This window comes from Micromonospora auratinigra, assembly GCF_900089595.1.
GTDB lineage: Bacteria > Actinomycetota > Actinomycetes > Mycobacteriales > Micromonosporaceae > Micromonospora > Micromonospora auratinigra.
Genome location: NZ_LT594323.1, coordinates 4,935,176 through 4,954,827 on the forward strand (window position 1 = coordinate 4,935,176; position 19,652 = coordinate 4,954,827).

General features: G+C 73.1%; 14 protein-coding genes. 8 read left to right on the forward strand and 6 right to left on the reverse strand.

Features of this window, described 5'->3' with window-relative positions; all coding sequences use genetic code 11:
- Nucleotides 1–26: 26 nt before the first annotated feature.
- Nucleotides 27–3,110: an AfsR/SARP family transcriptional regulator gene (locus tag GA0070611_RS22215; protein WP_157740372.1), complete on the reverse strand. Its 3,084-nt coding sequence runs from the start codon at nt 3,108–3,110 to the stop codon at nt 27–29.
- 515 nt (nt 3,111–3,625) lie between these two features.
- Here GA0070611_RS22215 and GA0070611_RS22220 point away from each other — a divergent pair.
- The 5 genes from GA0070611_RS22220 (at nt 3,626) to GA0070611_RS22240 (ending at nt 9,488) form a co-directional block, all read left to right on the forward strand.
- The gene (locus GA0070611_RS22220; RefSeq protein WP_407940383.1) at nt 3,626–6,157 is read left to right on the forward strand and encodes a putative bifunctional diguanylate cyclase/phosphodiesterase; all 2,532 of its coding nucleotides are present in this window, start codon (nt 3,626–3,628) and stop codon (nt 6,155–6,157) included.
- A gap of 137 nt (nt 6,158–6,294) precedes the next feature.
- Entirely contained in the window at nt 6,295–7,575 is a 1,281-nt protein-coding gene (locus GA0070611_RS22225) for a glycosyltransferase 87 family protein (RefSeq protein ID WP_091667466.1), read from the forward strand.
- A gap of 46 nt (nt 7,576–7,621) precedes the next feature.
- A complete protein-coding gene (locus GA0070611_RS22230) occupies nt 7,622–8,254 on the forward strand; it encodes a phosphoribosyltransferase (protein ID WP_091667469.1) in 633 nt (210 codons plus the stop codon).
- Between the two features lie 23 nt (nt 8,255–8,277).
- On the forward strand, nt 8,278–8,682 hold the full coding sequence (locus tag GA0070611_RS22235; RefSeq protein ID WP_091667471.1) for a TFIIB-type zinc ribbon-containing protein: 405 nt from the start codon (nt 8,278–8,280) through the stop codon (nt 8,680–8,682).
- A gap of 125 nt (nt 8,683–8,807) precedes the next feature.
- A complete protein-coding gene (locus GA0070611_RS22240) occupies nt 8,808–9,488 on the forward strand; it encodes a maleylpyruvate isomerase N-terminal domain-containing protein (RefSeq protein ID WP_091673277.1) in 681 nt (226 codons plus the stop codon).
- A 12-nt stretch (nt 9,489–9,500) separates the two neighbouring features.
- On the opposite strand, the gene dnaB is transcribed toward GA0070611_RS22240, so the two are convergent.
- Nucleotides 9,501–12,320, reverse strand: coding sequence for a replicative DNA helicase (gene dnaB, locus GA0070611_RS22245; protein ID WP_091667474.1), 2,820 nt, complete (start codon nt 12,318–12,320; stop codon nt 9,501–9,503).
- A 391-nt stretch (nt 12,321–12,711) separates the two neighbouring features.
- Between dnaB and GA0070611_RS22250 the strand changes: the two genes are divergently transcribed.
- Nucleotides 12,712–14,232 carry a hypothetical protein gene (locus GA0070611_RS22250; RefSeq protein ID WP_091667477.1) on the forward strand — a complete coding sequence of 507 codons (1,521 nt, stop codon included), beginning with the start codon at nt 12,712–12,714 and terminating at the stop codon, nt 14,230–14,232.
- A 143-nt stretch (nt 14,233–14,375) separates the two neighbouring features.
- Here the strand turns inward: GA0070611_RS22250 and rplI are convergent, their stop codons facing one another.
- The 4 genes from rplI to rpsF all read right to left on the reverse strand — a co-directional run bounded on the left by rplI (nt 14,376) and on the right by rpsF (nt 16,024).
- Nucleotides 14,376–14,822, reverse strand: a complete 447-nt coding sequence (rplI, locus tag GA0070611_RS22255; RefSeq protein WP_091667479.1) for a 50S ribosomal protein L9 — start codon at nt 14,820–14,822, stop codon at nt 14,376–14,378.
- A gap of 14 nt (nt 14,823–14,836) precedes the next feature.
- On the reverse strand, nt 14,837–15,076 hold the full coding sequence (gene rpsR / locus GA0070611_RS22260) for a 30S ribosomal protein S18 (protein ID WP_007073789.1): 240 nt from the start codon (nt 15,074–15,076) through the stop codon (nt 14,837–14,839).
- Between the two features lie 41 nt (nt 15,077–15,117).
- Nucleotides 15,118–15,636, reverse strand: a complete 519-nt coding sequence (locus GA0070611_RS22265; RefSeq protein ID WP_091673279.1) for a single-stranded DNA-binding protein — start codon at nt 15,634–15,636, stop codon at nt 15,118–15,120.
- A gap of 97 nt (nt 15,637–15,733) precedes the next feature.
- On the reverse strand, nt 15,734–16,024 hold the full coding sequence (gene rpsF, locus GA0070611_RS22270; protein ID WP_088643630.1) for a 30S ribosomal protein S6: 291 nt from the start codon (nt 16,022–16,024) through the stop codon (nt 15,734–15,736).
- Nucleotides 16,025–16,666: 642 nt separating this feature from the next.
- Between rpsF and GA0070611_RS22275 the strand changes: the two genes are divergently transcribed.
- Together GA0070611_RS22275 and GA0070611_RS22280 are read left to right on the forward strand one after the other, a co-directional pair.
- Entirely contained in the window at nt 16,667–17,449 is a 783-nt protein-coding gene (locus GA0070611_RS22275; RefSeq protein WP_091667481.1) for a deoxyribonuclease IV, read from the forward strand.
- Entirely contained in the window at nt 17,446–19,605 is a 2,160-nt protein-coding gene (locus GA0070611_RS22280; RefSeq protein WP_231921188.1) for a hypothetical protein, read from the forward strand. The genes GA0070611_RS22275 and GA0070611_RS22280 overlap by 4 nt, the downstream gene beginning before the upstream one ends.
- Nucleotides 19,606–19,652: the final 47 nt, after the last annotated feature.

Sequence of the window (19,652 nt, forward strand, 5' to 3'; positions counted from 1 at the left end):
CGGGCGATAAGAAATCGATAAGCGCCTCAGCCCGGCTCCGCGGTCGTCCCCGTGGGCTCCGGCTCGGGCTCGGGCACCGGCTCGGCGAGGCGCCGCTCCAGCGCCGTGCGCTCCGGCACCCTCAACCGCTGGAAGATCACCAGGGCTCGTCGCCGGTGGCGGCGCGCCGCCTCGGGATTCGGCTCGTCCAGGTGATCCGCGAGGAAGGCCAGGGCCCGGCCCTGCTCGTACCGGTGGGTGATCCGGGTCGCCAGCTCCAGGGCGCGGCGATGGGCGTCGACCGCCGCCGCCGAGTCGCCGAGGAGCGCCAGCGTGGCGCCGAGGTCGTTCAGGGCGGCCGCCTGGACGTGCCGTTCCCCGGAGTCCACGGCCAGGTCGAGGGCCAGTTCGTGCTGCGCCCGCGCCTCCGCCAGCCGACCCAGCCGCCGGTACGCGATCCCCAGGTCGTTGCGCACCTCCGCCTCGGCATACCGGTGGCCGGTGCGGGTACGGAGCCGGAGGGAGGCGGTGGTGAGCCGGATGGCCTTGTGGTGGTTGCCGAGGCGGTTCTCCACCGCGCCCAGGTGACCGAGGGCGTTCGCCACGTCGTAGAGGTTGCCCCGGCACCGGCCGATGTAGAGGTGCAGCCGGTGGGCCTGCTGCGCCTCCGGGTAGCGGCCCAGCGCGGTCAGGGCGATCCCCAGGTTGGCCAGCGCCAGGGGCGACTCGACGGCCACCCCGCCCGGCCGCTCCCGCAGCAACTGCCGGGCCAGGTCGACGGCGCGCTCCAGCTCGCCGGTGAGCCAGTGGATGACCACGAGGTTGGCCCGGTAGCGGTGCTCGTTGAAGTGGTCCCTCAGTTCCCGTGCGGCGGACACCGCCGCTTCGAGGTTGCGCTGCGCGTCCAGGTACCCGCCGGTCCGGGTGTACGCCGAGGCCAGATAGTTGTGCATCATCGCCTGCGCCGCGCGGTCGCCGCTCCGCTCGGCCGCGACGAGCCCGGCATGGTGGGTGGCCAAGATGTCGTCGAAGTAACCGCGGATGTAGCAGAAGCGCCACATGGCCCGGGCGAGCCGCCAGCCGTATTCCGGATCCGGCCCTTCGACGGCGAATTTGATCAATGAGACCAGGTTCGCCCGCTCCCGCTCCAGCCACTCGACGTCGGCCGGTTCCGTGCTGCCCAGCAGATCCGGTCGGCCGGGCGGGTCGAGGCGGAGGTGCCTCGACAGGACGACGGGCTCGAGGTCCTCGCCCCGGCCGGCTACCTCGTGCAGTACGTGATCGAGGAGCCGACGGCCGGCGGCCGCCCGATCGTCCGCCTCCTGCGGCCCCCGGGACAGCTCGACGGAGTACTGCCGCATCAGGTCGTGCAGCCGGTAGCGGCCCGGTTCCGCCTCCTCGATCAGATGCTGGTCGAGGAGTTCCTCCAGCAGGCAGTCGGCACGGTCGAGCGGCAGGTCGGCGAGCGCGGCGGCCATCGGCGCGTCGAACCACCCGCCGGGATGGACGCTGAGCAGCCGGAACATCCGCTTGAGCGGCTCGCCCAACGGCTCGTACGAGGCGGTGAACGCGCTCGCCACGGTCTGCTGCTCGACGGCGAGCTGCCGTAGGACCGTCGTGCCGCTGCTCAGGCGACGAGCCAGGTCGGCGACCCGCCAGGTGGGCCGGTGCAGCAGGCGCCCGCCGGCCAGCCGGATGGCGAGCGGCAGGTGCCCGCAGCAGCGCACCACCTCGGCCGCTGCCTGCGGCTCCGCCTCGACCCGGGCCGCACCGGCCGTCCGGGCCAGCAACTCCACCGCCTCCTGCGGAGTGAGCGCCGGCAGCGGGACCGGAGGGCCGAGCGACAACCGACGGCGGCTGGTCACCAGCACCACCGCTCCCGGCACATCGGGCAACAGCGGCGCCACCTGCTCGCTGCTGGCGGCGTTGTCCAGCACGACGACCGCCCGCCGGGCGCCCAGTTCGGCCTGCCACAGCTCGGTGCGCAGCGCATGGTCGGTGGGTATCCGGCCGGCGGGCACCCCGAGCTGCCGGAGCAGTGCGGTCAGCGCCTCCGGCGGGTCGACGGGCACCCCCTCGGCGTGGCCGCGCAGGTCGATGAAGAGCTGTGCGTCGGGGTGGCTCCCGGCCAGTCGGTGGGCCACCTGCACGGCGAAGGAGGTCTTTCCGCTGCCGGCCATACCGTCGATCACCCGCACCGGTGAGTTGTTCCCGGCCGCTGCCGCCAGCTCCGCCACCAGTTGTGCCATCAGTTCCCGCCGACCCACGAAGTCGACCATCAGGCGGGGCAGGCGGTTCACCCGCGCCGGGCCGGCCGCCCCGCCCGGGCGGTCCACGTCGCGCCGCGGTGCCGGCGGGCGGGCCTCGGAATCCGGCTGCACCGGCTCGGGCAGCGGTTCCCGGTTCAGGATGCGCCGGCGGAGCAGCTTGAGTTCGGGACCCGCCGCGATGCCCAGATGGTCGAGCAGCGCCTGCTCCGCCCGCCGAGCCGCGGCGAGCGCCTCTGCCGGATCACCGTCGGCGTACAGGGCCCGGACGAGCAGCGCATGTGCCTGTTCCCGGTAGGGATGGGTGGCGAGGTGGTCGGTGAGGGAGCTGATCGCCGCCCGGAAGCGACCGGTCCGCAGGTCCAGTCTGGCGCGGAGCTCGACCGCGGAGAGTCGCTGTTCGTCCAGCGCCGCCCGCCGGGCGGCCAGCACCGGCCCCGTGGTCGTGCCGGCCAGCAGCGGACCGCCCCAGAGTTCGTCGCCACGCCCCAGCGACGCGCGGACCGCCGCCATGTCACCCGCGGCCCAGGCCCGCTCGGCGGCCTCGACGTACCGGGTGAAGCGGAAGGCGTCCACGGTCTCGGTGGTCGACTCCAACCGGTAGGCGCCGCCCAGCCGGGAGAGGTTCGGACCACGGTGCTTCTCGAAGGTCCGGCGCAGGTTGGCCGCGTACGTCCGCACGTTGGCCACCGCGGAGCGTGGCGGCTCCTCGGGCCACAACTCGTCCACGAGGGACTCGACGGTGACGGCCCGACCGGTGTGCAGGGCGAGCATGCCCAGCACCAGTTGCTGTTTCGGCGTGCCGAGCGGCAGATCCCGCCCGTCGACCGTCACGGCGAGGCCACCCAGAACCCGAATTTCCACCAGGGTCGACTCCGCTTGGTGTGCCTCGACTGACCGCGGTGCTCATTGTAGGTGACCGTGGAATAGCGGGCGTTCGGAAAGCCATTCGATGTCACCACTCGGTCGGCGCCTCATCCGCAACGGCCGGAAGACGCGACGGAAGCACGGTTGAAATGCGCTCCGGAACTGGCCACGCTGACAGTCGGGCTGCAACTTCCATCAGGTCGCGTCGCCCTGCGCAACCGTGTCGGCACAGGCGGCGTACACCTCACTCCGCTCCGCACAGCCGGGATGGACAGATAGTCATATACCCGGGCACAGTTCCTTATATTGCGCATACCGACATTTATCTTTGGAAATCATCTCTCCGCTCTCCTAGCCTGCTTTTCAAGAGGGGGTGCCCGTCCGGGCACCGGGGAACCCGGAGGGGGGCCGGCGATGCGCAGCACCGAATGGAACTGAAGATGTTCCTCGGCAAATGCACGAGGTACGCTGCCCGTCATCGGATTCTGACGGTCCGCGACGGGTGATGCCGGTTGAGCCGTAAGACGAAGGGCCGAAGCGCCGACCCACCACTGCTGCAAGCGGTCGTGGGTGCCCTGGCCGCATGTGCCGCGCTCGTCATGTCGGTCGCCCTCATCGCCGCGTGGAAGCAACTGCCGGACTCGGTCGGCGACGTCGTGACCATCACGACCCTCGTGTTGATGATCGGGCTGGCCATCATCATCAAGGCACCTGTCCGCATCCGCTCGACCACCCTCGCCATCGCCTGGACGGAGACGGCGATCGTGGTCGGACTCGCCGTCGCCCCACCGTCCTGGGTGATCCTGGCAACCGGGCTCGGTGTCGCCTGCGGCTCCGTGACCCGACTGCCGGTCATCAAGACCGTGTTCGGCGTCGCGAAACACACCCTGGTGGCCGGGGGCGCCACCGCTGTCGTCCTCCTGATGGGCGACCGTTGGCCGCCGCGGGAGCCGGCGCGGATCGTGCTGCTGCTCGGCATCGTCTACCTGGTCGCCGCCATCCTCGACGACGTGCTCGCCATCCCGGTGATCGCCCTCGCCTCGGGCACCCCCGTGCTGCGGCAGTTCCGCACCGACCTGGACCTCCGCCTCGCCGGCATCGCCGTCCGGTACGCGGTGGCCGCGTGCACCCTGCTCATCCTCCACGCCGATCCGCGACTGCTGTTCGCCGTCCCACCCCTGGTGCTCAGCCTGCACCTGGCGTACTCCACCCGGATCCGCACCCGCACCGAGCAGCAGGCCTGGCAACGGCTCGCCCGGACCACCGACGCGCTCAACGTGGTCGACCTCGGTCACGTCCTCACCACCGCCGTCACCCAGGCCGCCGAACTCTTCTCCGCCGACGAGGTCGAGATCGAGCTGCGTGAGGGGGGACGCACGGTCCGCGGCGACACGGGCGGCATCACGTACGACGGGGACGGCCCCGAGCCCAGCACGGTGGACGGCACCCTCGTCCCGATCACGTTGGAGGGGCACGACCACGACGTCGACCTGGGCGCGCTGCGGCTCCGCTTCGCCGGCCCCGTCGAGCTCTCCGAGCGGGAGCGCTACACCCTGCGCACCTTCGCCTCCGCGCTCTGCACCGCGCTGCGCAACGCGCAGGCGTACGCCGAGCTGGCCCGGATCGCCGAGGAGCACGCGTACGCCGCCACCCACGACGCGCTGACCGGGCTCTCCAACCGCCGGCACCTGCTGGACGAGGGCACCGAACAGCTCACCACCCGGCACGCCGACGGCGTCACCGCCCTGGTGCTGATCGACCTCAACCACTTCAAGGAGGTCAACGACACGCTCGGGCACGGTGCCGGCGACCACGTGCTCATGCAGGTCGCCGACCGGCTGCGCACCGCCGCCCGCCCCGGTGACCTGGTGGCCCGCCTCGGCGGCGACGAGTTCGCCGTGCTGCTGCGCGGCCTGCCCGCACCGGCGGTCGCCACGCACCGCGCCGAGACGCTGCTCGGCGTCCTGCACGATCCGCTCGACCTGGACGGCATGCGGATCAGCGTGGAGGCCAGCGGCGGCATCGCGGTCGCGCCCGCCAGCGGCGGGATGCCCGAGCTGCTCCGCCGCGCCGACGTCGCGATGTACCAGGCGAAACGGACCGGCCAGCGGATCTCCACGTACGCGCCGACCCGGGACACCGCCGACCTGGGCCGCCTCACCCTCGGCGGCGAACTGCCCCGCGCGGTCGCCGACCACGAGTTCACCGTCACCTTCCAACCGATCGTCGACCTGGGCAGCGGCCAGGCCATCGGCGCCGAGGCGCTCGCCCGCTGGCACCACCCCACCCACGGCATGATCGACCCGCTGCGTTTCCTGGAGGCGGTGGAACGCTCCGGCCTGCTGCCCGCGTTCGCCGAGGCGATCCTCGACCAGGCGCTGATCGCCGCCGGCACTTGGCGCGCCGCCGGGTTCGACCTGCCCGTGTCGGTCAACGTGTCACCGCGCAGCCTGCTCGACCCACGCTTCCCGGGGGCCGTGCTCGCCCGGCTGCGCGCCCACGACCTGCCCCCCGACCGGCTGGTGCTGGAGCTGACCGAGACGCTGACGCTCAGCCAGCTCGACGTCGTCGACCAGGTGCTCAGCCGGCTGCGCGACTCCGGCGTCCGGCTCGCCCTCGACGACTTCGGCACCGGTTACTCCTCGCTCTCCCTGCTCTCCCGCATCCCGGTGCACGAGCTGAAGATCGACCGCAGCTTCGTCACGGCGATGGAGAGCACGGCCGAGGCCGCCGCGGTGATCCGGTCCACCCTCGACCTCGGTCGCAGCCTCGGCCTCACCGTGGTGGCCGAGGGGGTGGAGAGCGAACCGCAGCGCCGGGCGCTCTGGGAGCTGGGCTGCGCCGCCGGGCAGGGCCACCTGTTCGCCCGACCGCTGCCCGCCGGTGCCCTGCTCGCCGCCCTGCGGCGCGGCGCGGGCGGGCAACCCGGCGTGCTGGCGCCGCCGCTGCACGACGCCGGGGCGGTGATCCGCCTGCCCGGCCGGCGCGCCCGCTCCACCGGCACCCCGTCCACCGGCCGCACCGGCGACCCCGCCGCCCGCTGACCCGGCCCACTACCGCCCGGCCGGGCCGGGCAGCCGCCGCCGGACCGTCCCGCACGGTCCCGCCGGGCCGGGCAGCCGGGCCCGGTGGAGCAGCCGGGGCGGCGGACCGGCAGCAGCCGTCTGCCAGACTGGCCGGCGTGACCGCCGACCCCGACCGGGCCGCCCGCCGCTGGCAGGCGGTCGACTCCGCCGCCGGCGGCCTCGCCCTCGACCTGGGCCTCTACGCCGCCTCGGCGGTCTTCGCCGCGGTCACCGCCGCCACCTCCACGCTCTCCCCGCACCGGGCCTGGGGCACCCTCGCCGCCCTGGGCTACCTGCTGGCGGCGCTCCTGGTCACCGGCCAACTCCTGGCCCGACGCGCCGGACGCGGACCCGCGCTCACCGGGCTCCCGGCCCGCTGGGCGGTGACCGGGCTCGCCTGGGTCACCACCACCCTGCTGCCGGTCGTCGCGCAGGCCGTGCAACGGGCGGCCGGGCGTACCGACCGGGCCCAGGAGGAGGTGGTGGTGGTCGAGCACGCCGGCATCCGGCTCGTCGAGCACGGCACCCCCTACCTCGGGCCCGACGCCATCGCCGCGCTGCCATCCGACGAACGACTGCTCGGCTACACCCCGTACCAGCCGGGGATGGCCCTGTTCGGGGTGCCGCGGGCCGCCGCCGACGCCTGGTGGACCGACGCCCGGATCTGGTTCGCCCTGGTCACCGCGCTGGTGCTGGCCGCCGTGGTGGCCACCCTGCGCGGGACCGGCAGCGGCGACCCCGTGCGCCGGGACACCGCCGTGCTGCGCGCCGTGCAGGCGGCCACCGTCCTGCCGGTCTGCGCGCTCACCCTCGCCACCGGCGGCGACGACCTGCCCGTACTCGCGCTCTGCCTGCTCGCACTGGCCCTCGCCGCCGCCGGCCGGCCCGGCCGGGCCGGCCTCGCCGTCGGAGCGGCCGGCGCGCTGAAACTCTTCGCCTGGCCGGTCGCCGTGGTGCTGATCTGCTGGGCCGCCACCCGGCGCGCCGGGTGGCGCACCGCCCTCGGCGCGCTCGGCCTGCCCGTGCTCGCCCTGCTCCCGGCCCTGCTGGTCGACCGGGACGCGCTGGTCGAGAACGTGCTCCGCTTCCCGCTCGGGCACGGGCTGGTCACCAGCCCGGCCCAGTCGCCGTTCCCCGGCCACCTGATCGCCGCCGCGCTCCCCGGCGGCCGGATCGTCGCCGCCGCGCTGCTCGTCGCGGTCGGCGTCGCGATCGCCGTCCGGCTGCTGCGCCGCCCGCCCCGCACCGCCGCCGCCACCGCCCTCATCTGCGGGTACGGGCTGCTCGCCGCGATCCTGCTGATGCCCTCCACCCGCTTCGGCTACCTGCTCTACCCGGTCGCCCTGCTGGTCCTGGCCCCCGCCCTGGCCCGCACCCGGGCGCCGAGCCCCGCCTGACCGGTTTCCCTGCGGAGTCCCGTCGGCACCGCGTAGACCTGAGGACATGACCACCTACCGCGACCGGGCCGAGGCGGGCCGGGTGCTCGCCGACCGGCTCACCGACCTCGCCGGACGGCCCGACGTCATCGTCCTGGGCCTGGTCCGCGGCGGCGTACCCGTCGCCCGGGTCGTCGCGGAACGGCTCCGCGCCCCCCTCGACGTGCTGGTGGTCCGCAAGCTCGGCGTGCCCTTCGCGCCCGAGGTCGCGTACGGGGCCCTCGGGCCGGGCGGGGTGCAGGTGCTCAACGACATGGTCGCCGACCGGATCGGCGAGACCGACCGCGCCGAGGTACGCCGACGCGAGCAGGCCGAGCTGGACCGCCGCGAGCAGCGGTACCGGGCCGGCCGACCGCCCCTCGACCTGACCGGACGCACCGCCGTCATCGTCGACGACGGACTGGCCACCGGCGCCACCGCCCGCGCCGCCGTCCAGGTGGTCCGGCACCTCGGTGCCGCCCGCGTCGTGGTGGCCGTCCCGGTCGGCGCCGAGCAGGCGTACGAGATGCTCGACGCCGAGGCCGACCAGGTCGTCTGTGTCCGGACGCCGGCCGACTTCGCCGCCGTCGGCGCCTACTACGACGACTTCCACGAGGTCTCCGACGACGAGGTGACGCGGGCGCTCACCGCCACCGCGTGAGTCCACCGGGTACCGTCGGTCCCATGCAGCTCACCTGCCCCAAGTGTCACGGAGACATGCGCCAGTACGAGCGCAGCGGAGTCATCATCGACCAGTGCGGCGAGTGCCGCGGCATCTTCCTCGACCGCGGCGAGCTCGAGAAGCTGTTCGAGGCCGAGTCGAACTGGAACCGGCAGCACGGTACCCCGCAGCAGGCGGCCCCCGCCGCCGCAGGCGGTTTCACCCCGCCGCCGCCGCCCCCGCCGCCGCCCGCCGCCCCGCACCATCCCGGGTACGGCGCGGTCCCCCCGCCGCCGCCCCCGCCGCCCGGCCACGGCTACGCCCAGCCGGCGTACGGGCACGGCCAGGGGCACGGCCAGCACTACGGCTACCACGGCCACTACAAGCGCAAGAAGCACCACGGGTTCCTCGGCGAACTCTTCGACTGACCGCTGTGGCGGGTCGGGTCGCACCGGCGGCCCGGCCCGTTGCCGTTTCCGGGCCGCAGCTACCGGCCCGGCCGCCCCGGTCGACCGGCGTGCCGGCCGGGCGCAGCCGTGGCAGGCTGCACCTCATGACCTTCCGTGGGCAGCACATCGCGCTGGCACAGGCCTACGACGCCATCACCCGGGTGGTCACCGACCTGGCCGACGCCGACCTGCAACGGCCGACCCGCTGTCGGGGCTGGCTCGTCGCCGACCTGCTCTTCCACGTCCTCTGCGACGCCCAGCGGGCCCTGGTCACGCTGGCCAGTCCCGCCGCCGGCCCGGCCGACGTGGACGACGTCAGCTACTGGCGCGGCTTCCCCGGCGGCGACAGCGACGCCGGCAGCCGCCACGCCTGGTGGGCCCGCCGCTCGGCCGCCGCCTTCGACCGGCCCAGCGGGATCGTGCGGATCTGGTCCGACACCGCCCCCGCCGCCGTACGCGCGGCCGGGGCCGCCGACCCAGACGGACACGTCACCACCCAGGGGCACGTACTGCGGGTACCCGACTTCCTCGCCACCCTCACCACCGAGGCGGTCGTCCACCACCTCGATCTCGTCGTCGACCTGCCCGACGCGCCGCTACCCGGTGCCGCTGCCACGGCGGTCGCGGTGACCACGATGGACGGCCTGCTCAGCGACGACGCGGTCCGGCCGGCCGGCTGGGACGACCACGAGTACGTGCTCAAGGGCGCGGGCCGGCTGCCGCTCACCGACCGCGACCGGCGGGACCTGGGCGAGGCCGCCGGCTGGTTCCCGCTGCTCGGCTGACGATCGGATCCGTCAGACGATGGCCATGTCGACGAACCGGGACAGGTGCAGCTGGGCAGCCACGGTCACGGTGTCGGTGGGGCCATTTCTGTGCTTGGCGACGATGAAATCGGCCTCGCCGGCTCGGGGCGATTCCTTGTCGTAGTAGTCGTCCCGGTGCAAAAGGATGACAACGTCAGCATCCTGCTCAATTGATCCCGATTCGCGCAAATCGGACAACTGCGGACGCTTGTCCGTACGCTGCTCGGGACCACGGTTCAGCTGCGACACCGCGATCACCGGGCACTCGACCTCCTTGGCCAGCAGCTTGAGGCCACGGGAGAGGTCGGCGACCTCCTGCTGCCGGCTCTCGGTGCGCTTCGGCGACGTCATCAGCTGGAGGTAGTCGACCACGATCAGCTTCAGGTCGTGCTTCTGCTTGAGCCGCCGCGCCTTCGACCGGATCTCCATCAGGTTCATGCTCGGCGTGTCGTCGACGAAGAGCGGCGCCTCACTGATCTCACCCATGCAGCGGGCCAGTTTGGTCCAGTCGTCGTCGGAGAGTTGGCCGCTGCGCAGCACGTGCAGCGGCACCCGGGCCTCGGCCGAGAGGAGTCGCATGACGATCTCGACCTTGCTCATTTCCAGCGAGAAGATCGCCGACGCCTGGTTGGCGCGGATGGCCGCATTCCGGGCGAAGTCCATGCTCGCCGTGCTGTTGTGCGTCGGGATCATCGAACGTCCGGCCAGGTAGAGGTGCTCCGGGTTGTCCACCGTCACGCACCGCACTGGGACGCTGGGCACCGGACGAACGGCCACGATGAAGCGGGACGAGGTCCGGACGTCCGAGGACGTCCGGCGGCGGGCCGCGTGGGCCGACCGCTTCCGGGCCAGCCGGAAGACGGTGTCGGGGGTGGAGAAGTTCAGGGTGTACGCGGTCGACGACGCCACCGTCCGCCCACGTACCTGCTTCTCGGTCACGGTGCACCGGTAGCCGAGGCTCACCACGAGTTCCCGAACGCCCTCGATCAGGCGCTTCGACGTGGAGGTGTACTGAAGGTTGCCCATCGGAGCGACGGTGCCGTCGGTGTCCATCAGGCCGGCGAGCAGGGTCCGCCGCTGAGCCTCGGAGGAGCGGAGGTACTCCTGAGGGATGTGCTTCGCGTCCGCCACGCCCGCCCGCCGCAGGAGCGCCAGGAAGGAGCCGTTCCGGCCGTGGCAGGCGGCGCACCGACGCACCGCCGGGTTCTCCCGCAGGGCACGGGTGGAACAGCCGCAGTCTACGCAGGTCCGGTCGGGGTTGGCGGCGGTCTCGGGCAGCACGATGGTGTAGACCATCCGCCCGCTCGGGCGTACGACGAAGCCGTCCTGCGCCACCAGGTCGAGCAGTTCGGCGTCCGCCGTGGTGAAGCGGCTGGCACCGGTGTGCCCGTCACCGAGCCATACACCCAGGGTGTACGGCGGTACCGCGAGATCACGCTCCGGTAGCTGGAGCGGGGCGCAGTTCTCCACCGCGTGGTTGAGCCGCCGGTCCGCGGTGCCGGTACGCAGAGTGGCCGCGATCTGCGCGGTGGTGACCACTCCGTCGTGGCTCACCCGGGAGCCGGCGTTGACCTGCCACGCGGCACGCTCCCGCAGACCGGTCAGCAGTGGACCGGCCGGGTACCCGGGCGCGTTCCAGTTCCGCACCTTGCCGGCTCGGGTGGCCGGTCGGCTGATCCGCCCGTTCGCCCCCACCTGCCGGGCCACCGTGTGCAGTACGTTCCGGAACTCCGGTCCGACCTGTTCCAGGGTCTGCGCGAGGGTGACCAGGCGCCGCGACTCGGCACCCACGGCCGCCGCGACCGATCGCACCCGGGCGAGGGAGTCCTCGGACCAGTGGTGGCGCATGTGGGCGTCGGGCTGCCGCCGGCTGGCCCTGGTGGTTGTCTTCCACAGGTGCTCGGCGTCGGCCACGATGACGGAACCGTCCGAGAACTCCACCTCGAAACAGGGCCGGTCGTACCGCACGTCGAACGCGGCCGTGACGGTGGTGGGCGTGCCGTCCGCGGCGAGCAGCCGGTCCCCGACCGCCACGTCACCCATGGTGGTCCAGCCGTCCGGGGTGGGCAGCGGGGTGTCGAGGGCGAGCGCCTTACCCAAGCCGGGCCGGCCCGCCACGATGATGAGTTGCCCCGCGTGCAGGCCGTTCAGCAGCCGGTCCAGATCGCTGAAGCCGGTCGGCACGCCGGTCATCACGCCGCCCTGCGCGCCCACCGCCTCGATCTCGTCGAGGGTCGGCTGGAGCATGTCGGCCAGGACGGCGAAGTCCTCGCTGACCCGCTTCTCGGTGATCTCGTAGACGGCCTGCTGGGCGAGGTCGACGATGTCGTCGACGTCGCGGGTACCGGCCTGGCCGGTGCCGTAGCCGAGCTGCACGATCTTGGTGCCGGCCTCGACCAGCCGGCGGAGCACGGCGCGCTCACCGACGATCCGGGCGTAGTAGGCGGCGTTGGCGGCGGTGGGCACGCTGGCGATCAGCGTGTGCAGGTAGGGGGCGCCGCCGATGCGGGCCAGGTCGCCGGAGTCGGCCAGGGCGGCCGCGACGGTGATCGGGTCGGCGGGCTCACCCCGGCCGTAGATGTCGAGGATCGCGTCGAAGATGGTCGCGTGCACCGGCCGGTAGAAGTCGTTGGACTTCAGGATCTCCACGACGTCCGCGATGGCGTCCTTGGAGAGCAGCATGCCGCCGAGGACGCACTGCTCGGCGGCGACGTCCTGGGGCGGGGTCTTCTCGAACTGCCCGTCGCGCTGCGGCGGTGTGGACGACGGCCCGCCGGTCCGCTCCGTCCGCGTGTCGTCGGTGACCGACACGGGTCCCCCCTCGCTGCGTCGGATCGAATCCAGCCTCACCGCCAGGTCCGACGGCTCCGACGACCCTCCGGTCGATCGGGGGCCATCGCCCGGACGGTCGGGGGCAACGATACGGAACCCGAGGTCAGCCCCTCAACAATGCCGGTGGACGAGCCTCGGGACAACCTGTGGATGGCGCGGGACAACATGTGCGCAGGGTGTGCACAGGGATGTGGAAAAGTGACGGCTCAACCTGTGGACAACCCATCTGAACTGCGGTTATCTAATCCCCACCCTGTGGACGAAAGATTTCGGGTGGAGCCGTGGAGCCGTTCGTCCCGTACTATCTCTGCGAACGGCTACACCTGGACAGCGGATTGCACTTTCGGTTGAGAAGGGTCACGCTCCGGCCGTGAGTTACCGGGACTGGGGACGCGGGGAGGGCAGCCCGCGCGAGCGCCGGCCGATGGCCCCGTGGGGCGAGTCCGCCGAGCCGCTCCCGGTCGATTCCGAACGTCACCGCACGCCGAGCCGTCGTCGCGCCCTGGAGCGCGGGCAGGACGAGCCGGTCGACGCCTACCTGCCCGGGTGGGCGGTGGAGTCGGGCGTGCGCCGGGCGGACGGCGGGGGCCGGCACGCCGCGCCGGACGACGACGAGGTGGAGCCGCCGTACCCGGACGGTGGTCGGCGTGGTGGCACGGAGGCGGACTGGCGCACGGACGGCGGCGGCCGCGGGCTGCGGGCCATCGGCGCAGGTCCGGTGAGCGAGCACACCGCCGAGTGGACCCTGGACGCCCCCCAGGAGCAGGGGTACGTGGGGAGCCGGCGCGCGGATTCGGAGGAGCCGGTCTCCGGCCCGGGTCCGCGGAGCCGACCGCGCCGGGCGCAGACCCGGCGGCCGCAGGTCACCTGGTCGGGGCTGGAGGAGACCGCGGCTCCCGGTGGGGACGGCGAGCGGTGGGAGGCGGGTTCGACCGGCCGGCGGGCGCGGCGCGCGGCACCGGAGCCCCGGTCGACCACGGCGGCTGATCCATGGAGCAGGTCGGCGGGGGTGGACCCGGCGACCCAGCCGGCGGTCGACCCGTGGGACGCCTCGGGAGTGCACGCCTGGGACGTGTCCGGCCCGGCCGCGCGGTGGGAACGGTCCACGGCGGCCGGTCGCGGGGACGGCGCGGAGCACACCGGCGAGTGGGATCGCGTCCCGGACGGCGGCGAGTGGGAGCGGTACGCCGACGCGGGCCGGGGCGACACCGGCCGGTGGGCCGGGTACCCGGAGGCCGACCAGTGGGACCGGACCGCGCCGTCGGTGCCGGCCCGGGAGGGTTGGGCGTCGGCGGAGCAGGCGGAGGCGTTCTGGTCGGGGACCCGGTTGGCGGGTGACGATCCGCGGTGGGTGGACACGCCGACGTCCGCCCCGCGTTCTCCGGTGGTCCCCTATTCCGCGTCGCGGGCCGGCGGGACGCCGCGGCCGTGGAGGGCCGCTCCGGTGGCGACCGGGCGGGGTGCGACGCCGCGTCGGCGGGTGGAGCCGGTCGGCGGCGGGTCGTGGAGTCGCCGGCTGGAGGACGACCTGCTGGATCCGGATCCGGGTGGGCCGGTCCGGTCGCTGGTCTACACCGCGGCGTGCTACCTGGTGCCGGCGGTGCTGTTCTTCGTCGGTCTGCTCTTCCTCGACGGGCGGGCCCCGGCGGGCTGCGTCACCGACATCACCGGGGGTGGCTGCGACTCGCCCCGCGCGCACGCGTTCGGCTCGCTGGTCGCGGGCGCGCCCCGGTTCGCGCTGGCGTTGGTGAGCAGCCTGGTGATCGCGGTGGTGCTGCGCCGGGTCGGTACGACCTGGCGGTCGGCGACGGTGGCGCTGGCAGCGGCGGTGGTCGGCGGTGGGTTGTCGACCGTGATGATCAGCGCGGTGACCGGGCAGCCGATCGGCTGAGCGCGGCCCGGTCCGGCTCTGACCGCGGCCAGGCCCGGTTGAGCGCGACCCGGCCCCGGTTCACGCGACCCGGCCCGGTGCAGGCAAAAGGGCCCGCACCGGGTGCTCGGTGCGGGCCCTTTCGTCGTGCTGCTGGGGCTGGGTCAGCCCTTGACCACGTTCAGGTCGAACTTGGCGGTCACCTCGGGGTGCAGCTTGATGCTGACCGGGTACGAGCCGAGCGACTTGATGTGGCCAGGGGTCTCCAGCCGGCGGCGGTCCAGGCTCGGACCACCGGCGGCCTTGACGGCGTCGACGATCTCGGCCGGGGTGACCGAGCCGAAGAGCCGACCGCCGTCACCGGCGCGGGCCTTCAGGTTGACCTTCAGGCCCTCGATCTGGGCCTTGACCTCGTTGGCGTGGCCGAGGTCGCGGATCTCGCGGGCCGAGCGGGCCCGCTTGATGACCGTGACCTGCTTCTCCGCGCCCTTGGTCCAGGCGATCGCGAAGCCCTGCGGAAGCAGGTAGTTACGGCCGTAGCCGTCCTTCACCTCGACGATGTCGCCCGGGGCACCGAGGCCGGACACCTCCTGAGTCAGGATGATCTTCATTTCGGTGCCTCCTCTCAGCGCGCCGTGGCCGTGTACGGCAGGAGCGCCATCTCACGGGCGTTCTTGACCGCACGGGCGATCTGCCGCTGCTGCTGCGAGGTCACGCCGGTCACCCGCCGAGCGCGGATCTTGCCGCGGTCGGAGATGAACTTGCGCAGCAGCGCGGTGTCCTTGTAGTCGATGTAGGTGATCCCGTCCTTGTCGAGCGGGTTCACCTTCTTCTTCGGCTTGCGCAGTGCCGCAGCCTTGGCCATTGCTCTTGCTCCTGGTTTGCGATCGCGGGCGCTCGGCGCCATTAGAACGGGGGCTCCTCGTCGAAGTTTCCGCCGCCCGAACCACCGCGCGAGGGGGACGGGGAGGCCGAGGCCCAGGGGTCGTCGAAGTTGCCTCCGCCGCCGCCCTGGCCGCCACCACCGCCACCACCGAAGCCGCCGCCACCGCCACCCGAGCGGGACATCTTCTGCACCTTCGCCGTGGCGTAGCGCAGCGACGGGCCGATCTCGTCGACCTCCAGCTCGATGACGGTGCGCTTCTCGCCCTCACGCGTCTCGTACGACCGCTGACGCAGCCGACCCGAGACGATCACGCGGGCGCCCCGCTGGAGCGACTCGGCGACGTGTTCCGCCGCCTGCCGCCACACGGTGCAGGCCAGGAAGAGCGGCTCGCCGTCCTTCCACTCGCCGGACGCCTTGTCCATGAAGCGGGGCGTCGAGGCGACCCGGAACTTGGCGACCGCCGCCCCGGAGGGGGTGAACCGCAACTCGGGGTCATCGGTCAGATTGCCGATGACCGTGATGGTGGTGTCTCCTGCCATGACCATCTCCTCGCGCACTCATCGTTTCGCTGCCACAGGCTCTCAGAGCCCTCTGACAGCGCCGATGAGCTTGATCCGGACGTACCGGGTCAGATGCTCAGCGCATCTCCGGCCGAATGACCTTGGTGCGCAGCACGGACTCGTTGAGTCGCAGCTGGCGGTCGAGCTCTGCCACGGCCTCCGGCGTCGCCTGGAGGTCGACGACGGCGTAGATGCCCTCGGCCTTCTTGTTGATCTCGTACGCGAGGCGCCGGCGGCCCCACACGTCGGTCTTCTCCACCGAGCCACCCGCGGTCCGGATCACGTTCAGGTACGTGTCGAGCGACGGGGCGACGGTGCGCTCCTCGAGGCTGGGGTCGAGGATCACCATGACTTCGTAGTGACGCAAGACGTGCTCACCTCCTGTGGGCTAAGCGGCCACGGTCCTTCCGTGGCAGGAGGTCGTGCGTCGCTGCCCGTGCCGGTGCGGGGGAACCCGTCCGGACGCGGACAACCGGACCAGGATACCCGGTCCGGACGATCATGCCCGGGCCGGTCGGACCCGACGGGCCGGGGCGCGGCGACAGGGGCCCACCGCCGGCGGCGCTGCCGGAAGTGGGCCCCTGTCCACGGGGCCGCGGGGCGTCCCGTCCGCATTCCTTGGGTGGGACCTGGGGAGGAACGACCACACCGATGAGGTTGGATCGAGGACGCCCCGCGGAGCTTTATCGTGTTGTTACCTGGTTCGACCATACAACGGCTCTCGTCACCTCTTGGGGTAAATGGAGGAATTTGCCGGACGTCCTGTTGCCAGGTCGTCCGGGGTGACGAGCCGGATCACGCCCCGTCGTGCCGGGCCGCACGGCGGGGCGTCCCGTTCCCGGGGGTCTCCCCTCCGCCCGTACGCGCTGTGGACCACGCCGGGTGGAGCGTCGACCGTCGATCCCATCTCGGACAACGACCGCCGGCCCCGGTGGTGACGCGGGTCCCGGCGAGGACCGGCCCGCCACGCTCACCCCGTCCGTCGGGGCGGCGACGTAGGCTGCCCTGCATGCGAATCGGAGCCCACGTCGATCCGACCGACCCACTGGCCGAGGCGACCGCCCGGAACGCCGAAGCGGTGCAGTTCTTCCTCGCCGACCCCCAGGGCTGGAAGACCCCGAAGCCCCGGGAGGACGCGGACCGGCTGCGCGCCGCCGACGTCGACCTCTACGTGCACGCGCCGTACGTGATCAACGTGGCCACCCTGAACAACCGGATCCGCATCCCGAGCCGCAAGCTGCTGCTCGGGCACGCCTCCGCCGCCGCGGCCGTCGGGGCCAGGGGCCTGATCGTGCACGGCGGCCACGTCAACGCCGGCGACGACCTCGCCGTCGGCTTCGACAACTGGCGGAAGACCTTCGCGTACGCGGCCGACTCCGGCGGCTTCGGGCTGCCGGTGCTGATCGAGAACACCGCGGGTGGGGAGAACGCCTGCGCCCGGCACCTCGACGCGCTGGCCCGGCTCTGGGACGTCCTCGGCGACCACGAGGTGGGCTTCTGCCTCGACACCTGCCACGCCTTCGCCGGCGGTGAGGAGCTGCTCGGGCTGGTCGACCGGGTCAAGGCGATCACCGGCCGGATCGACCTGATCCACGCCAACAACTCCAAGGGCGCGTTCAACTCCGGGCAGGACCGGCACGACAACCTCACCGGCGGCACCATCGACCCGGAGCTGCTGGTGACGGTGATCCGGGCGGCCGGCGCGCCGGTCGTCGTGGAGACCCCGGGCGGCGTGGAGGGCCAGCGGGCCGACATCGCCTTCCTGCGCGAACAGCTGGGGCGCACCGCGTGACCACCGAGCACTCCGACGCCACCGGAGGCGGCCCCGCCCGGGCGTCCGCCGCCGACCCGGCCCCGGCGACCGCCCCCGACGACGCGGCCGGCACCACCCGGACAGGCACCGGCCCGACCGACGGCGGCGCCGGGACGCGCCGGGCCGACGGGAAATCCGCTCCGGACGCGGCCGGCAGCCGCGCGGAGAGCGTCGACCCAGTCGCCGGCACCGCAACCAGGGCCGGTTCCGGGAAGGACGCGATGAACGCCGGTACGGCGGAGACCGTCGCCCCGGAGTCGGGCACGGCGGGAGCCGGCGCGGGCACCGATGGAACGAACGACGACGCCGCGAAGGCCGGCCCGGACACCGCCACGGCGCAGTCCGACGCGGACCAGGCCGACCCGTTCACCGCGTTCGGTCCCGCCCCGGCCGTCGTGCTCGGCCGCCCCCGCCGGACGGTCCGCGCGGTGGGCCGGTTCCTGATCCACGAGTGGACGCTCGCCACCGTCGCGTCCCTGGTGCTGGCCGCGCTGATGACCTGGCCGACCCTGCGCTATCCCGGGTACACGCTGCCGCAGGACTACTGGGACCCGAGCCTCCAGTCCTGGCAGATGGCCTGGTCGGGGCACATCCTGCTGACCGACCCGCTGCAGCTCTGGAACTCCAACAGCTTCTTCCCCGAGCCGTGGAGCTTCGCCTTCTCGGACACCCTGCTCGGGTACGCCCCGGCCGGCATGATCGGGCACGGCCCGGAGGCCGCCGTGCTGCGCTACAACATCATGTTCGTGCTGGCGCACGCGCTCGCCACCCTCGGGGCGTACGCGCTGGCCCGTCAGCTCGGCGCGGGCCGGATCGGGGCCGCGGTGGCCGGGGCGAGCTACACCTACGCCCCGTGGCTGCTGGCCCAGGCCGGGCACCTGCACATCGTCTCCAACGGCGGCATCCCGCTGGCGCTGGCGATGCTGGCCCGTGGGCACGGCTGGTCGCTGCGGTACGGCTACCGACCGCAGCGCCGGCACGCCGGCTGGGCGTTCGCCGGGTGGCTGGTGGCGGCCTGGCAGCTCAGCCTCGGCTTCGGCATCGGACTGCCGTTCGCGTACCTCCTGGCCGGGGTGGTGCTGGTGTCGGCGGCCCTCTGGGTCGCCCGACGCTGGCTGGTCCGGCCGGTGAAGCGGCCGTTCGGCGTCCGGCTGCTCCTCGCCGACCTCTCCGGCGGAGTGATCTTCGGCGCGGTGGGCGCGCTGCTGGCGGTGCCGTACTTCAAGGTCGCCGAGCTGCACCCGAACGCCGCCCGCACCATCGGTGACATCAAGATCTACTCGCCGCCGGCGAGCGGGTTCTTCACCGCGCCCGCCGAGTCGCGGATCTGGGGTCCGCTGCACGAGGGGGCCCGCGCGGCGCTGCCCTGGCATCCCGAGATGACCCTGCTGCCGGGCTTCGTGCTCTACGCCCTGGCCGCGGGCGGGCTGTTCTTCTCGGTCTGGCGGGTCCGGCACCGGCTCTTCCTGCTGGCCGGGGTGCTGGTCACGATGATCCTGGCGATGGGCACCCGGTTCTTCGGCGGCACCTTCAGCTACGTCCCGCTCTTCGAGTACCTGCCGGGCTGGAACGGCCTGCGCACGCCGGGCCGGATGATGCTCTGGACCACGCTGCTGCTCGGCCTGCTCGCCGCGGGCGCGGTCACCGCGTTCTGCGCCCGGGTACGCGAACTCGCCGCCGAACGGGTCCCGCCGTGGCCGGGGCCGTGGTTGCGGCTGGCCACCCTGCTGCCGCTGCTGCTGGTGGTCGTGGAGGGGCTGAACGTCACGCCGCACCCGGTGGTGCCGCAGCAGCCCGCGGTGCTGCGCAGCGTCGACGGGCCGATGTTGGTGCTGCCGAGCAGCCAGAACCTGGACCAGCCGGTGATGGTCTGGTCGACCGACCGGTTCCAGCCGATGGTCAACGGCGGCAGTGGTTTCACCCCGGAGACCCAGGCGAAGGTACGCGACGTCACGGTCGGCTTCCCCGACCAGCGCAGCGTCGACTACCTGCGGCAGCTCGGTGTCCGCAACGTCGTCGTGCTCCCCGACGAGCTCGTCGGTACGCCCTGGGAGGGGCTGCTCGACCGACCGGTGGCGGCGGCGGGGGTGAGCCGGGAGGAGGTTTCCGGGGCGGTCGTCTATCGCCTCGGTTGATCCTTCCGCTGTGAGGTTGGCGGGAGCCCAGCCGGCTCCGGGTGGTC

What these genes read in the sequence shown, in the direction of transcription:
- GA0070611_RS22230 (WP_091667469.1), top strand. Translation starts at nt 7,622, where the DNA reads ATGACCACCTACCGCGACCGGGCCGAGGCGGGCCGGGTGCTCGCCGAC.
- GA0070611_RS22235 (WP_091667471.1), top strand. Translation starts at nt 8,278, where the DNA reads ATGCAGCTCACCTGCCCCAAGTGTCACGGAGACATGCGCCAGTACGAG.
- GA0070611_RS22240 (WP_091673277.1), top strand. Translation starts at nt 8,808, where the DNA reads ATGACCTTCCGTGGGCAGCACATCGCGCTGGCACAGGCCTACGACGCC.
- rplI (WP_091667479.1), bottom strand. Translation starts at nt 14,822, where the DNA reads ATGAAGATCATCCTGACTCAGGAGGTGTCCGGCCTCGGTGCCCCGGGC.
- rpsR (WP_007073789.1), bottom strand. Translation starts at nt 15,076, where the DNA reads ATGGCCAAGGCTGCGGCACTGCGCAAGCCGAAGAAGAAGGTGAACCCG.
- GA0070611_RS22265 (WP_091673279.1), bottom strand. Translation starts at nt 15,636, where the DNA reads ATGGCAGGAGACACCACCATCACGGTCATCGGCAATCTGACCGATGAC.
- GA0070611_RS22275 (WP_091667481.1), top strand. Translation starts at nt 16,667, where the DNA reads ATGCGAATCGGAGCCCACGTCGATCCGACCGACCCACTGGCCGAGGCG.